Annotated in this window: 14 protein-coding genes and 1 tRNA gene (1 of these 15 cut by a window edge); 8 read left to right on the forward strand and 7 right to left on the reverse strand. The window is 60.2% G+C overall.

What is annotated here, in order from left to right:
- Positions 1 to 629: the 5' portion of a protein-methionine-sulfoxide reductase catalytic subunit MsrP gene (gene msrP / locus AC1965_RS16600; RefSeq protein ID WP_483884938.1), read on the reverse strand. 277 nt of this gene lie to the left of the window's left edge; 629 of the gene's 906 nt are visible here — the first part of the coding sequence; it begins with the start codon at positions 627 to 629; the stop codon falls past the left edge of the window.
- Between the two features lie 125 nt (positions 630 to 754).
- On the opposite strand from msrP, the gene AC1965_RS16605 reads away from it, so the two are divergent.
- Positions 755 to 1,192, forward strand: a complete 438-nt coding sequence (locus AC1965_RS16605) for a DUF302 domain-containing protein (protein WP_483884939.1) — start codon at positions 755 to 757, stop codon at positions 1,190 to 1,192.
- 128 nt (positions 1,193 to 1,320) lie between these two features.
- Here AC1965_RS16605 and clpB read toward each other — a convergent pair whose 3' ends face one another.
- Positions 1,321 to 3,936: an ATP-dependent chaperone ClpB gene (clpB, locus tag AC1965_RS16610; RefSeq protein WP_483884940.1), complete on the reverse strand. Its 2,616-nt coding sequence runs from the start codon at positions 3,934 to 3,936 to the stop codon at positions 1,321 to 1,323.
- Between the two features lie 383 nt (positions 3,937 to 4,319).
- On the opposite strand from clpB, the gene AC1965_RS16615 reads away from it, so the two are divergent.
- Together AC1965_RS16615 and pyrF are read left to right on the forward strand one after the other, a co-directional pair.
- Positions 4,320 to 4,634 carry an orotidine 5-phosphate decarboxylase gene (locus AC1965_RS16615; RefSeq protein ID WP_483884941.1) on the forward strand — a complete coding sequence of 105 codons (315 nt, stop codon included), beginning with the start codon at positions 4,320 to 4,322 and terminating at the stop codon, positions 4,632 to 4,634.
- A 245-nt stretch (positions 4,635 to 4,879) separates the two neighbouring features.
- Positions 4,880 to 5,575 (forward strand): orotidine-5'-phosphate decarboxylase, encoded by a 696-nt coding sequence (pyrF, locus tag AC1965_RS16620; protein WP_483884942.1) that lies wholly within the window; start codon positions 4,880 to 4,882, stop codon positions 5,573 to 5,575.
- Positions 5,576 to 5,755: 180 nt separating this feature from the next.
- Here the strand turns inward: pyrF and AC1965_RS16625 are convergent, their stop codons facing one another.
- A complete protein-coding gene (locus AC1965_RS16625) occupies positions 5,756 to 6,217 on the reverse strand; it encodes an NUDIX hydrolase (protein ID WP_483884943.1) in 462 nt (153 codons plus the stop codon).
- 76 nt (positions 6,218 to 6,293) lie between these two features.
- On the opposite strand from AC1965_RS16625, the gene AC1965_RS16630 reads away from it, so the two are divergent.
- The gene (locus AC1965_RS16630) at positions 6,294 to 7,547 is read left to right on the forward strand and encodes a DNA polymerase IV (RefSeq protein ID WP_483887071.1); all 1,254 of its coding nucleotides are present in this window, start codon (positions 6,294 to 6,296) and stop codon (positions 7,545 to 7,547) included.
- 73 nt (positions 7,548 to 7,620) lie between these two features.
- Here the strand turns inward: AC1965_RS16630 and AC1965_RS16635 are convergent, their stop codons facing one another.
- The gene (locus AC1965_RS16635) at positions 7,621 to 8,481 is read right to left on the reverse strand and encodes an N-formylglutamate amidohydrolase (RefSeq protein ID WP_483884944.1); all 861 of its coding nucleotides are present in this window, start codon (positions 8,479 to 8,481) and stop codon (positions 7,621 to 7,623) included.
- Positions 8,482 to 8,628: 147 nt separating this feature from the next.
- Between AC1965_RS16635 and AC1965_RS16640 the strand changes: the two genes are divergently transcribed.
- Together AC1965_RS16640 and ykgO are read left to right on the forward strand one after the other, a co-directional pair.
- Positions 8,629 to 8,703, forward strand: a tRNA-Val gene (locus tag AC1965_RS16640).
- A 74-nt stretch (positions 8,704 to 8,777) separates the two neighbouring features.
- Positions 8,778 to 8,903 carry a type B 50S ribosomal protein L36 gene (gene ykgO / locus AC1965_RS16645; protein WP_005850168.1) on the forward strand — a complete coding sequence of 42 codons (126 nt, stop codon included), beginning with the start codon at positions 8,778 to 8,780 and terminating at the stop codon, positions 8,901 to 8,903.
- A gap of 66 nt (positions 8,904 to 8,969) precedes the next feature.
- Here ykgO and AC1965_RS16650 read toward each other — a convergent pair whose 3' ends face one another.
- A complete protein-coding gene (locus AC1965_RS16650) occupies positions 8,970 to 9,428 on the reverse strand; it encodes an Lrp/AsnC family transcriptional regulator (protein WP_483884945.1) in 459 nt (152 codons plus the stop codon).
- Between the two features lie 140 nt (positions 9,429 to 9,568).
- Here AC1965_RS16650 and ald point away from each other — a divergent pair, with 140 nt between their 5' ends.
- On the forward strand, positions 9,569 to 10,687 hold the full coding sequence (ald, locus tag AC1965_RS16655) for an alanine dehydrogenase (RefSeq protein WP_483884946.1): 1,119 nt from the start codon (positions 9,569 to 9,571) through the stop codon (positions 10,685 to 10,687).
- A 76-nt stretch (positions 10,688 to 10,763) separates the two neighbouring features.
- On the opposite strand, the gene mscL is transcribed toward ald, so the two are convergent.
- Positions 10,764 to 11,198 (reverse strand): large conductance mechanosensitive channel protein MscL, encoded by a 435-nt coding sequence (gene mscL, locus AC1965_RS16660; protein ID WP_483884947.1) that lies wholly within the window; start codon positions 11,196 to 11,198, stop codon positions 10,764 to 10,766.
- A 149-nt stretch (positions 11,199 to 11,347) separates the two neighbouring features.
- Here mscL and AC1965_RS16665 point away from each other — a divergent pair, with 149 nt between their 5' ends.
- Positions 11,348 to 12,046, forward strand: coding sequence for a glutathione S-transferase family protein (locus AC1965_RS16665; RefSeq protein ID WP_483884948.1), 699 nt, complete (start codon positions 11,348 to 11,350; stop codon positions 12,044 to 12,046).
- A gap of 299 nt (positions 12,047 to 12,345) precedes the next feature.
- Here the strand turns inward: AC1965_RS16665 and AC1965_RS16670 are convergent, their stop codons facing one another.
- Entirely contained in the window at positions 12,346 to 12,789 is a 444-nt protein-coding gene (locus AC1965_RS16670) for a YtoQ family protein (protein WP_483884949.1), read from the reverse strand.
- Positions 12,790 to 12,809 lie beyond the last annotated feature (20 nt).

The following is a 12,809-nucleotide window of genomic DNA, read 5'->3' on the forward strand; positions in this document are numbered from 1 at the left end:
ACCACCAACCGCAGAGGCGCGCCGTTCTGGTTCGGGATGTCCTTGCCATAGATTCCGGTCGCCATGATCGTAAGCGGGTGCATCGCTTCATCCAACCGCAGCCCTTCGACATACGGCCAGTCCAACACCGGGAAACCCACGCCCGGCATCTCGTCGGGGCGCAGCGCGGTTTCAAAGGCCACGAATTTCGCCCCGGACTGCACGCCGGCAAGGTTCAGCAAATCCGCCAGCTCAAACCCGTTCCACGGCACCACCATGGACCATGCCTCAACACAGCGCAGCCGATAGATGCGCTCTTCAACAGTCATCGCTTTCATGATGTCTTCGAAGGCATAGTCGGCAGGCTTGTCCACCATACCGTCGATGGTCACGGTCCAGGGTGCAGTCGTCAGCCTATGGGCATTATCTGCCGGATCGCCCTTGCCTGTGCCGAACTCATAATAATTGTTGTACTCGGTGATATCCTCATAGGCGTTCGGCTCCAGCGCCTGCTGTGCGGCGGCGTCTTGCCCGATCCCCGCCAGACCCAGCCCCGCGATGGCCCCACCCATGATCTGCCGACGGCTCAGAAACGCAGCCTCATCGGTCACGTCCCGGTCACTCAGCCTATTGATCCAACGATTGGCCATCTTCGCACTCCCTACTATACTATAGAGGTGAAAGTAGTGCCCGCCCTGCCCTGCACCAAACCCTTTCGGCCCACATTTCAGCCACCACACTCAAATGTCAGAGGCCGAGATAACCGGAGGAACCTATGTACCGCCTTATCCTTGCCGCCAGCCTTTCCCTTGCCACTGCAGTGAATGCGGAGGAAATGATCACCTATGAGACGGATCAAAGCTTTGATGATGTAATTTTCGGCGTTGAAAACGCAATCCTGAACGCGGGGCTGATCCCCGAAAACGTCAGCCACGTGGGCGAGATGCTGGACCGGACACGCGCCGATGTCGGATCAGACGTCGTGCTGTTCGAGGCGGCCGAAGTCTTCAGCTTCTGCTCTGCTGCGCTGTCGCGCAAGGTGATGGAAGCCGACGTGATGAACATCGGCTTTTGCCCCTATGATGTCTTTGTCATGCAACTGCCTGACAGTGATACTGTGACCATCGGCTATCGCGTCTTTCCCGAAGGGGCGATGCAAGAGGTGCAGACCCTGCTCGATCAGATCGCAAAAGAAGCGATTGGCGAAGAGTAAGGCCCGCCGCCGTTACCTCGCCAATTACACCCTCACGGGAGTGCCCCCCCGATGCGCAACCCCACTTGCGCACCACGGAAAAAGGCCGGGGCGCTAACCCCGGCCTCTTGCTGATATGTCTTAGCGCCTCAGTGTACCGTGGCCTCATCCGGCTTGGGTCGCTTGCTCGGCGCAAGATGATCGCCAATGATCAGCCCGTCCGGCCCCGCCGTCACCTTGATGGCATCACCATCGGCCACCTCTCCGGCGAGCAGCATATCCGCCAGCGGGTCCTGCAAGGCGCGCTGGATCACCCTCTTCAACGGACGCGCGCCGAAAACCGGGTCATAGCCTTCGTCGGCCAGCCATTTACGGGCATCCGCATCCGTCTCCAGCGTGATCTTGCGCGCCAGCAGACGTTTCAGCAGCCGTGCCATCTGGATATCCACGATCCCGTCCATGTCCGCGCGGGTGAGCCGATCAAAGATGATCGTCTCGTCCAGACGGTTCAGAAACTCGGGCCGGAAATGCGCCCGCACTGCGTCCATCACATCGCGCTTGGCACCTTCCATGTCACCGCCGTCGGGCAACTGGCTCAGCGCCTGCGCCCCAAGATTGGACGTCAGCACGATCAACGTCTGCTTGAAATCGACGGTGCGGCCCTGACCATCGGTCAGCACCCCATCATCCAGCACCTGCAACAGCACGTTGAACACATCCGGGTGCGCCTTTTCCACTTCGTCGAACAGCACGACCTGATAGGGTCTGCGCCGGACGGCTTCGGTCAAGACACCACCTTCGTCATAGCCCACATAACCCGGAGGCGCGCCGATCAGACGGGCGACCGCGTGTTTCTCCATGAACTCTGACATATCAATGCGCACCATCGCGTTGTCATCATCAAACAGGAACTCGGCCACCGCCTTGGTCAACTCGGTCTTGCCCACGCCGGTTGGCCCGAGAAACAGGAAAGACCCCAAAGGACGGTTCTCGTCGTTCAACCCGGCCCGCGCCCGGCGCACCGCACTTGCGATGGCCTTGACGGCCGCATTCTGGCCGATCACCCGACCGTGCAACTGCTCTTCCATGCGCAGCAACTTGTCGCGCTCGCCTTCCAGCATTTTGCCCGCCGGGATACCTGTCCAGCGTTCCACGACCGAGGCGATCTGCTCGGGGCGCACGGCCTCTTCGACCATCATACCCTCTTCGCGGGCCTCGGCCAGTTCAAGGTCACGCTCAAGCTGCGGGATGACGCCATATGACAACTCGCCCGCACGCGCGAGGTTGCCCTCACGCTTGGCGATGTCCAGATCGGCGCGGGCGTGGTCCAGTTTTTCCTTAATGTCACGCGCCCCGGCCAGCCGATCCCGTTCGGCCTGCCACTGCGCCGTCATTCCAGCACTGCGGTCCTGCAAACCGCTCAGATCTTTTTGCAGGGCTTCCAGCCGGTCTTTCGATGCCGCATCGTCTTCTTTCTTCAACGCCTCCGCTTCGATCTGCAACTGCAAAATCTGGCGGTCCAGCGCATCCAACTCCTCAGGTTTGCTATCGACCTCCATGCGCAGGCGGCTGGCTGCCTCGTCCATCAAGTCAATCGCCTTGTCCGGCAGGAAACGGTCCGTGATATAGCGGTGGCTCAGGGCCGCCGCGGCCACCAGTGCGGCATCGCTAATCCGAACGCCGTGGTGCAACTCGTACTTTTCCTTGATACCGCGCAGGATGCTGACGGTGTCCTCTTCCGTCGGCTCCAGCACCATCACCGGCTGAAACCGCCGCGCCAGCGCCGCGTCCTTCTCGACGTATTTACGGTATTCATCCAGCGTCGTCGCCCCGACGCAATGCAATTCACCGCGCGCCAGCGCAGGTTTCAGCAGGTTCGAGGCGTCCATTGCCCCATCTGCCTTGCCTGCACCAACCAGCGTGTGCATCTCGTCGATAAACAGGATCACCTCGCCCGCCGCATCGGTCACCTCGGTCAGCACCGCTTTAAGGCGCTCTTCGAATTCGCCACGATACTTGGCGCCCGCAATCAGCGCGCCCATGTCCAGCGCCAGCAACCGCTTGTTACGCAGGCTTTCCGGCACGTCGCCATCGACAATACGCAGCGCCAGCCCTTCTGCAATCGCGGTCTTACCCACACCGGGCTCCCCGATCAAAACCGGGTTATTCTTGGTCCTGCGGCTCAACACCTGCATTGCGCGACGAATTTCATCATCGCGCCCGATGATTGGGTCGATTTTGCCCTCACGCGCGCGCTCAGTCAGGTCCAGACTGTACTTTTTCAACGCCTCATAGCCGTCCTCGGCACTGGCGCTGTCGGCCTTACGTCCTTTGCGAATGTCATTAATCGCGGCATTTAACCCCTGTGCGGTCACCTTGCCCGCATCCAGCGCTTGCTTGGCCCCGGATTTGATCATGCACAATGCCATCAGGATACGCTCGACGGTGACAAAACTGTCGCCAGCCTTTTTGGCCAGCGCCTCGGCCTCGGCCAGAACCCGGGTGGTGGTGCCGTCCAGATAGACCTGCGCCGCATCGCCGGTGACTTTGGGCATTTTGGCCAAGGCCTGCTCCAACGTCTCAAAAACGCGCACGGGGTCGCCGCCGCCCGCCGTGATCAGGTTACGCGCCAGCCCTTCTTCGTCGTCTAGCAATGCCTTGAGGATATGCTCGGGCGCCAAACGCTGATGGCTGTCGCGTGTTGCAATGGTCTGCGCGGCCTGAATGAACCCGCGCGATCTCTCCGTGAACTTGCTCAAGTCCATGGTTCTCTCCTTTTCCATAAGCGCCCCGCAATGATGCGCCCGGCAAGCGGCACGCAATCGGTCAGAGCCTTGACCCTAATTTGGGGATCAAACCGGCCTGTTCAAGGGTCAACCTATCCGGGAAGCGACATTGCAACACCGCTTTTCCCGGTCTGCTTTTGTCCTCAGCAAGCAATATGACCGGCAAATTTCCGCCCAAATCGACCTAAGCATAATAAATTATCCACGGATAGCGTTCTGTTTTCCAATAAAAGTTCCACCTTATCCACAGGATCGACATGCAGCATGAAACCTTTTTGTTACGTGCCGCGTTAACACTCCAGAGCGGGAGAGAAAGAAACAGACCCGCCCAGTTCAGTCCGAACGATACAAGAGGTGATACGATGCAGACCCAGCCCATTCAATTGACCGACGTCATCTACAATGCGGCCACTCAAAGCTTCGAAGCCCTGGTGACCGTGCATGACGCGGACCGAACGCAGAAATACATGTGCGCCATCAACGCGCCCATCACCATGACATTCGAGGACGCCGCAGATGGGCTGACCCGTCAGGCCGTCCGTCGCCATCGCACGGGCCACGGCCCCAGCAGCGAAATCCTCCGTCAGAAACCCGCGCTGCGCGCAGGCCGCCGTGCCTTCGACCCGATGCGCTGGTTGGACGAGATCATCCAGTTGCCCGGACGCCGGGCAGCTTGACGTCTTCCGCGCAGCGCCTGCCTGCTGCGCGGTTTTCGGCGGAACCCACACGCACTGTCCCGCGTCCGGCGTTCCGCACAACAGAGACGACTGCCTGCCTGCACAGTCTCTGAACACTGGCCCGGACGCGCCTTGGCGCTGTTCGGGCCTTTTTTTGTGTGCGCGGCACTGGCAAATGAAAGATGGACTTGCGCCGTCGCTCCCCGTACATCAAGGCCGTTTGCAAATTTATAGGAAGCGCGCCCATGTCTGATGACCGTTTGATCGTTGCCCTTGATGTTCCCAACGCCGTAGCGGGGTTGGAATTGGCCCAAAAGCTGGGTGATAGCGTCAGTTTCTACAAAATCGGCCTGGGTATGCTTACCGGCGGCGGGCTCGCCCTCGCCAATGAACTCAAGCAGGAACATGGCAAGCGCATCTTCCTCGACATGAAACTCTTTGACATCGGTGCCACGGTCGAAGCTGCCGTACGCGGGCTGGCGCAGTTCGATCTGGATTTCCTGACGGTGCATGGCGATCCGCATGTGGTCAACGCCGCCAAACAGGGCGCAGCCGGGTCACATCTGAAAATCCTCGCTGTCACCATCCTTACCTCGCTTGACCGTGCCGATCTGGACGCCGCCCTGATCCAGCCCGGTGATCTGGCCGAGCTGGTGCGCATCCGCGCCGCCCGCGCGCTTGAGGCCGGCGCCGATGGGGTGATTGCCTCACCACAAGAGGCCGCCGCCATTCGCGCCCTGCCAGAAGCCGCCGGTCGCCTGATTGTCACACCCGGCGTGCGCCCGCAAGGATCGGCACTGGGCGATCAAAAACGTGTCGCCACTCCGGCCCGGGCCATCGCCGACGGGGCCGATCACATCGTGGTAGGTCGACCCATCTGGCAAGCGGACGATCCTGCCGCCGCCGCGCGCGCAGTTGTCGGTGAGTTTTCAAACAGTTAACAGATTCAACCACAGACTGTAACAAATACACAACAAAATAAGGCCTCGGCCCGGTGTGGGGGTAATCCTTACTATGTGAATTTGCATATTGGTGCTAGGTTGGTGGCAGGTGATACTCCCCGACGAACTGGTTCTTCCTGATGTTCGTCACCTCCCCCCGCTCACTCAGGCGGGGGGCCTTTATGTTGCCGATCCACTTTCATCAAAATCCTGCGCTGGCGCACCGTCAAGATAGCTGCGCAACCGATCCTGAAACGCCGGCACCGCCGTGCGGTGGGCCAAAAATGCCTCCTGCCCCATCAACGTCCAGCGCTGCCCCTCGTCGCCAAACACGATCTGCGCCACCGCTTCGGCAGGCAGACGCGCGACAAAAAACCACTTTTTCCGCCCCGCCTCGTCAAATTGGCGCTGCCAAACCACCGCATCCTGCGGTACAATGATGCCTAATTCCTCGCGGCATTCGCGCAATGCACAGTCCAGCGGGCTCTCGTCGCCCTCCCTGCCACCTCCGGGCAAATCCCAGTGGCCCGCAAACGGCAGGCCCGGCGTTTCATCGCGCAGGATGACGGCCAGTTGCGTGCCCAGATATAGCGCCAGCTTGGACCCGTCGAATTCGCTGCCCGAAACGCGATCAATACCCATGTGCAATTCCTCGTCGGACCGTTAAACTCATCCCCAAACCCCCTGTGATCCTAACCCCGTTGTCCCTGGTGCTATGATGGCCACGCTCTGCCGCGATTGTCTGCGCGAAATAGAACCCAGCCGCCGCTGTCCGTCCTGCGGCAGCCCCCGCGTGCTGTCGCATGCGGAATTGTTTGATCTGTCGATTGCGCATATGGATTGCGACGCTTTCTATGCTTCGGTCGAAAAGCGCGACGATCCCAGCCTTAATGGCAAACCCGTGATCATCGGAGGTGGGCGGCGCGGTGTCGTCTCGACGGCGTGCTATGTGGCCCGGATCAGGGGGGTTCGGTCGGCGATGCCGATGTTCCAGGCCCTCAAACTATGTCCTGATGCGGTGATTATCAAACCCCGGATGCAGGCTTATGTCGACGCCTCCCGTGCGATCCGCGCCATGATGGAGGAATTGACCCCCGCCATCGAACCGCTATCGCTGGATGAGGCGTTTCTAGACATGACCGGCACCGCGCGGCTGCACGGCCATCCCCCGGCAGTGATGCTGGCCCGGCTGGTGCGGCGGATGAAAACCGAATTGGGGCTAACCGGCTCCATCGGGCTAAGCCACAACAAGTTTCTCGCCAAGGTCGCGTCGGACCTCGATAAGCCGCATGGGTTCTCGGTGATTGGCCGCGCAGAAACCGCCGCTTTCCTGCGCGACAAACCGGTGCGGATGATCTGGGGCGTTGGCATCTCGACGCAGGCCGCACTGGACAAGGCGGGCATCCGCAACTTCAACGATCTGCTGCGCTGGGAACAGACCGATCTGGTGGCGCGCTTTGGATCTATGGGCGACCGACTATGGCATCTCGCGCGCGGTCAGGACAACCGCCGGGTATCGGCCCATAGCCCGGTCAAATCCATCAGCAATGAAACAACGTTCTTCGATGACACCGCCGATACCCATATCCTCGACGGCCATATATGGCGCATGGCCGAAAAGGTCGCAGACCGTGCAAAGGCACGTGACCTTGCCGGACGGGTTGTCACGCTCAAGCTGAAACGCTCTGACCATTCGCTGATCTCGCGCCGGGTGTCGCTACATGACCCGACCCAACTGGCCGACCGCATCTACCGCACCGCGCGCGGATTGTTTGATCAGGTCGATCACAAAGGCCCCTACCGTCTGCTGGGGTGCGGTTTGTCCGACCTTTGCGATGCCGCAGGCGCTGACCTGTCCGGCGACCTGCTGGACCCAAACGCAGCCCAACGCAGCCGTGCCGAACGCGCCACCGACAGCATCCGAACCCGTTTCGGTGAAAAAGCCATCGTCAAAGGCCGCGCGCTGCGCTGACGGCGTTTCGCTGACCGGCTTTTCTAAGTGTTAAATACCCTCGTGGGGGCCACACCGCGGTTGGTCGGTGGCCCTATTCCGCCGCCAATGGCACCCGGCCCTGCCCGATCTGTGCCACCTCGGCCACCACCTGACGCAATACCGCCTGCACGGCCTCAAAGTCACCATTGGGGCGCACCAGCCGTTCGTTCATGTAAAGTGCGCGGTCAATTTCGACCTGCACCGCGTGCTGCCCGCGCGACGGGCGGCCGTAGGCCTGCGTAATATAGGCTCCGGCAAAGGGCGCATTGCGCGTCACTGCGAACCCGGCGGCGACAAAGGCGGCCTCGATCCGGTCCACCACATCGCCGCTCGCGGCTGCGCCAAATCGGTCACCCAGCACCACATCTGGCCGCCGCACGCCGGTCCGCGCGACACCATCCATCGCTTCGTGCGGCATCGAATGACAATCCAGCAAGACCGCCTGCCCGTGGCGCTGATGTGCGCGGTCCAGCAGTTTCTGCAACATGGCGTGGTAGGGTTTCCAATACTGCTCAATCCGCAGCTCGGCCTCGTGCATCGGCATCTTGCCACGATAGATCGCGCGCCCGTTGGCCACCACGCGGGGAATCACCCCCAGACCCGAAGCAACGCGCGGGTTATGGCCCTGGCGTGGCACCCCGTCGATAACCGACGGGTCCAGTTCATCCGGCGAACGGTTCAGATCGACAAAGGCACGCGGTGCCCCCGCCTTGATAAAGGTCGCGCCGTAATCGGGCGCACAGTCAAACAGCAAATCGACAAAGGCATCTTCGGACGACCGGATCGCATGTTCATCCAGCACACTACGACGCAGGAACGACCAGGCATAATCGCGCCCCGAATGCGGCGAGGCAAAAACCACGCAGGATTCGTCGCGAACCGGGTGCAGCACTTCATAGGCAGTGGTGGGCATATTGCGTTCCTCTTGCCGATCAACATAGCCCAACATTATTCAAAGCCAAAAGCCCTTGATCATGCCCGCGACTCCTTTTATAGCAGCCGGACCGGCGCGTCATATCGCGCCCCATTTTTGTTTGGGGCCGAAATTTCGTGTCAAAGTGCGTGATTAGCTCAGCGGTAGAGCACTTCGTTGACATCGAAGGGGTCACTGGTTCGATCCCAGTATCGCGCACCATAGATTCACTGGTCCGGTTCGCCGGACTGCCCGTAACCCGGCGCTGGCCCGCGCCACGACATAGGAGAACGACCATGAAGGTTCGCAATTCGCTCCGCTCGCTCAAGAATCGGCATCGCGACTGCCGTGTTGTGCGTCGCAAAGGCCGCGTTTACGTGATCAACAAAACGCAGCGCCGGTTCAAAGCCCGCCAGGGTTGAGATCTACCGTAGCAACAGAATAAAAGGCCGCACCGTTTCGGGGCGGCCTTTTTCGTTGAGCGCCGCTCAAACTGGCAGGGCCGTCGTCTTGCAGACGGTGCGCAGTGAAAAACTTGACTGCATCTGTGCCACGCCCGGCAGACGCGCGAGGTGCTGCCGGTGGATGCGCGCAAAATCTTCGGTATCCTCGGCCACGATTTTCAACAGATAATCCGCCGTGCCTGCCATCAAGTGACATTCCAACACGTCGGGAATACGCGCCACGGACTTCTCAAAGGCTTCCAACACCTCTTCGGCCTGCGCCTGTAGGGTGATCTCGACGAACACCGTGGTCGGGACGCCCAGCTTGCGCGGGTCAAGCAGGGCCACGTAGTCGCGGATAAAGCCTTCCTTTTCCATCCGCTGAACGCGACGGTGACAGGCCGAGGGCGACAGGTGCACGTCCTCCGACAACTCCCCATTGGAAATCCGCCCGTTACGCTGCAACGCCCGCAAGATACGCCGATCAATCTCATCAAGTGCCATTTAGCGCAAATCTTTCGCGTTTGTGTCCCGATTCACGCAATTATATTCGAATATCGGCCCCGCTGGCGACCCCTAATTCGTGCCGTTTTGCAGGTCATTTACGCTACCATCACCCATTCGACAGAGGAGGAGGAAACCCCATGAAAATCGGCTGCCCCACAGAAATCAAACCACAGGAATTTCGCGTTGGCCTGACCCCCAACGCCGCACAAGAAGCCGTGGCCCATGGCCATGATGTGATCGTTCAGGCCGGTGCCGGTATCGGCGCGGGTTTCGAAGACGCAGACTATACCGCGGCGGGCGCCAAGATCATCGCCACCGCCGAAGAAATTTTCGCCAGTGCCGACATGATCGTCAAGGTCAAGGAACCTCAGGCGGCGGAGCGCAAGATGCTGCGCGAAGGCCAAGTGTTGTTCACCTACCTGCACCTGGCCCCGGACCCTGATCAAACCCGCGATCTGATGGCCTCGGGCGCCACCTGCATCGCCTATGAAACCGTGACCGACCGCATGGGTGGGTTGCCTTTGCTGGCCCCGATGTCCGAAGTCGCCGGGCGTCTTGCGCCCCAGGTCGGCTCCTGGACGTTGCAAAAGGCGAATGGCGGGCGTGGGGTGTTAATGGGCGGCGTACCCGGTGTTGGCCCGGCCCGCATCGTGGTCATCGGCGGCGGTGTCGTCGGCACCCACGCGGCGCGGATCGCGGCCGGTATGGGCGCCGATGTCACCGTGCTTGATCGGTCGCTTCCGCGCATGCGCTATCTCGATGACGTCTATGGCGGTGTGTTCAAGACGTCTTACGCCAGCGCCGGCAACACCATCGAACTGGCCCGCGAGGCCGACATGATTATCGGTGCGGTGCTGATTCCCGGTGCCGCGGCGCCCAAGCTGATCAGCCGGGCGCAGCTTTCCGAATTGAAACCCGGTGCCGCGCTGGTTGACGTGGCGATTGATCAGGGCGGTTGCTTTGAAACCTCCAAGGCCACCACACACCAAGATCCGATCTATGAGGTCGATGGCATCATGCACTATTGCGTGGCTAATATGCCTGGCGCCGTGGCGCGCACCTCGACCATCGCACTTGGCAATGCCACCATGCCCTTCATGCTGGCGCTGGCCAACAAAGGGTGGCGGCAGGCCTGCGCTGATGATCCGCATCTCAAGGCCGGTCTGAACGTCCACGCCGGGCAGTTGACCTATGCCGCGGTCGGCGAAGCGTTGAAAATCGACAGCATTACCGCAGATCAAGCCATCGCGGCCTGATCCCGCGCGCCCCACGACAAACGAAAAAGGCCCGTCCAGCAGACGGGCCTTTTTATTACGCTACTGCGACGCCGATTTATCTACCGCGCGCCAGCGCATCGCGAATTTCCAGCAGAACATCAAGTTCGGAGGGGCCGGTGGCAACCTCAGGCGCCACTTCGTCTGGCTTTTCGGCGGCGGCCTTGATCCGGTTAACCATCTTGACCAGCATGAACACGACAAAGGCGATAATCAGAAAGTTGATGACCGCCATGATGAACGCACCATAGGCAAAGACCGACGCCCCGGCTTCGCGCGCCTGTTCCAGCGACGCACCTGCTGGCACGTCCCCGGCCAGAATGGCGTAGTTATTGGTGAAATCGACGCCGCCTGAGAACAACCCGATAATCGGATTGATCAAATCGCCCACCAGCGAGGTGACGATCGCGGTGAATGCCGCGCCGACGATGATACCAACAGCCATGTCCATGACATTGCCCTTGGCGATGAAGTCCTTGAATTCATTGATCATTCATTTGTCCCTTTTTTTATCGGACGACCCCGGCGTTGGTCCCCAAGGTTCACCCCTGCACATTGGTTAACATATTTCCGCACAGGTCAAAGACTGTTTTGCCGATGGTTGGGGCTTATCTCTTTCCCAGATACCAAAGGAGATTTCCAATGACCGATCTATCAAGCTTTGCCATTACCAGACGCTGGCCGCCGCAGAACCCGGATGTCCTACAGCTTTATTCTTTTCCCACGCCAAATGGCGTCAAGGTCTCTATAGCGCTGGAAGAAATGGGTATTCCTTACGAGGCACATAAGGTCACGCTGTCGGATGCGGATGTGAAAAGCGACGAATTCCTGTCGCTGAACCCCAACAACAAGATCCCCGCCATCATTGATCCCGATGGTCCCGATGGCGCCCCCGTCGGCCTGTTCGAAAGCGGCTCAATCTTGATATACCTCGCCGATAAATCCGGGCAGCTGATTGGCAAGACAGCGACCGAGCGGGCGCATGTCCTTCAATGGCTGATGTTCCAGATGGGCGGCCTTGGGCCGATGTTGGGGCAACTGGGGTTCTTTTACAAATTCGCCGGGTCCGAGTGGGAAGACAAACGCCCCCAGGACCGCTACATCGCCGAAGCAAAGCGCCTTCTGGCCGTGCTGGAGAAGGAATTGACAGGCAAGCAATGGATTGCGGGTGAGTATTCGATCGCCGATATCGCAATCGCCCCTTGGCTGCGCGCGCTTGATTTCTACGGCGCGAAAGCGGCGGTAGGCTGGGCGGATCACCCCAATCTGGTGGCCTATGTCAAGCGGTTCGAGGCGCGCCCGGCAGTGCAAAAGGGGCTGGTTACGCCTGCGCGCGACTAGGTTGATACCTTCCCCCGGCACGAACTCACGCGCACAGCGCCATTGCCAGCCATGCGCAGGTGATGGCCCTGTGCGTACGGTGCCATCACGCGACCTTAACCACCACGCGGCATCTTAGCCGTGTTGCAACAAGCCTACCCAAGGACCAGAGGCGCAGACGATCGCGCCATATCTGACCGGTTCAGACATGCAGGGATAAAATCCTGTCTCTTATATCCGATCTGGCGGCGCCGCCCTTTTTATCAGGCACACCCACGATCCACATCAGCGTATGACCAAAACCTGCATCGGGCATCGCCCTATGCAGGCAATTGGCCTGTCAGCACATAGCGCAAAATCTGCACCACCTGTGCAGGGTCCGATGCCACGGCCAATGCCGCCGCGTCGACTTCTTTCAAGGCATGGGCGTGGTCGGCCCCGTGCAAAATGATCAACGATTTGCCCAAAGCCGCGGCAAAACCCGCGTCAAAGGCGGCATTCCATTGCTTGTATTGATCGCCAAAACGCACCACGACCACATCTGCATCGGCAATCGCCTTGCGGGTGCGGATCGCATTGACCTGCGCACCCTTGCGGTCGTGCCAGAACTTGTCCGGCTCGGCCCCAAGGATCGCCACACCACAATCGTCGCTGGCGGCGTGATCGGTGACGGGGGCAGAAAACGTGATATCCAGCCCCTCGGCCCCCGCGATGATCTGCTCACGCCAATCAGTGTGAATCTCGCCGGATAGATAGATTTTCATCGTCTTTTCCTCTCGTCTGC

This window comes from Sulfitobacter sp. KMM 9851 (genome assembly GCF_057178245.1).

Bases quoted from the DNA above. Each gene is read 5' to 3' on its own strand.
- AC1965_RS16625 (WP_483884943.1), bottom strand. From the start codon at position 6,217: ATGGGTATTGATCGCGTTTCGGGCAGCGAATTCGACGGGTCCAAGCTG.
- AC1965_RS16605 (WP_483884939.1), top strand. From the start codon at position 755: ATGTACCGCCTTATCCTTGCCGCCAGCCTTTCCCTTGCCACTGCAGTG.
- AC1965_RS16670 (WP_483884949.1), bottom strand. From the start codon at position 12,789: ATGAAAATCTATCTATCCGGCGAGATTCACACTGATTGGCGTGAGCAG.
- AC1965_RS16635 (WP_483884944.1), bottom strand. From the start codon at position 8,481: ATGCCCACCACTGCCTATGAAGTGCTGCACCCGGTTCGCGACGAATCC.
- ykgO (WP_005850168.1), top strand. From the start codon at position 8,778: ATGAAGGTTCGCAATTCGCTCCGCTCGCTCAAGAATCGGCATCGCGAC.
- pyrF (WP_483884942.1), top strand. From the start codon at position 4,880: ATGTCTGATGACCGTTTGATCGTTGCCCTTGATGTTCCCAACGCCGTA.
- clpB (WP_483884940.1), bottom strand. From the start codon at position 3,936: ATGGACTTGAGCAAGTTCACGGAGAGATCGCGCGGGTTCATTCAGGCC.
- AC1965_RS16630 (WP_483887071.1), top strand. From the start codon at position 6,294: ATGGCCACGCTCTGCCGCGATTGTCTGCGCGAAATAGAACCCAGCCGC.
- AC1965_RS16650 (WP_483884945.1), bottom strand. From the start codon at position 9,428: ATGGCACTTGATGAGATTGATCGGCGTATCTTGCGGGCGTTGCAGCGT.
- AC1965_RS16615 (WP_483884941.1), top strand. From the start codon at position 4,320: ATGCAGACCCAGCCCATTCAATTGACCGACGTCATCTACAATGCGGCC.
- AC1965_RS16665 (WP_483884948.1), top strand. From the start codon at position 11,348: ATGACCGATCTATCAAGCTTTGCCATTACCAGACGCTGGCCGCCGCAG.
- ald (WP_483884946.1), top strand. From the start codon at position 9,569: ATGAAAATCGGCTGCCCCACAGAAATCAAACCACAGGAATTTCGCGTT.
- mscL (WP_483884947.1), bottom strand. From the start codon at position 11,198: ATGATCAATGAATTCAAGGACTTCATCGCCAAGGGCAATGTCATGGAC.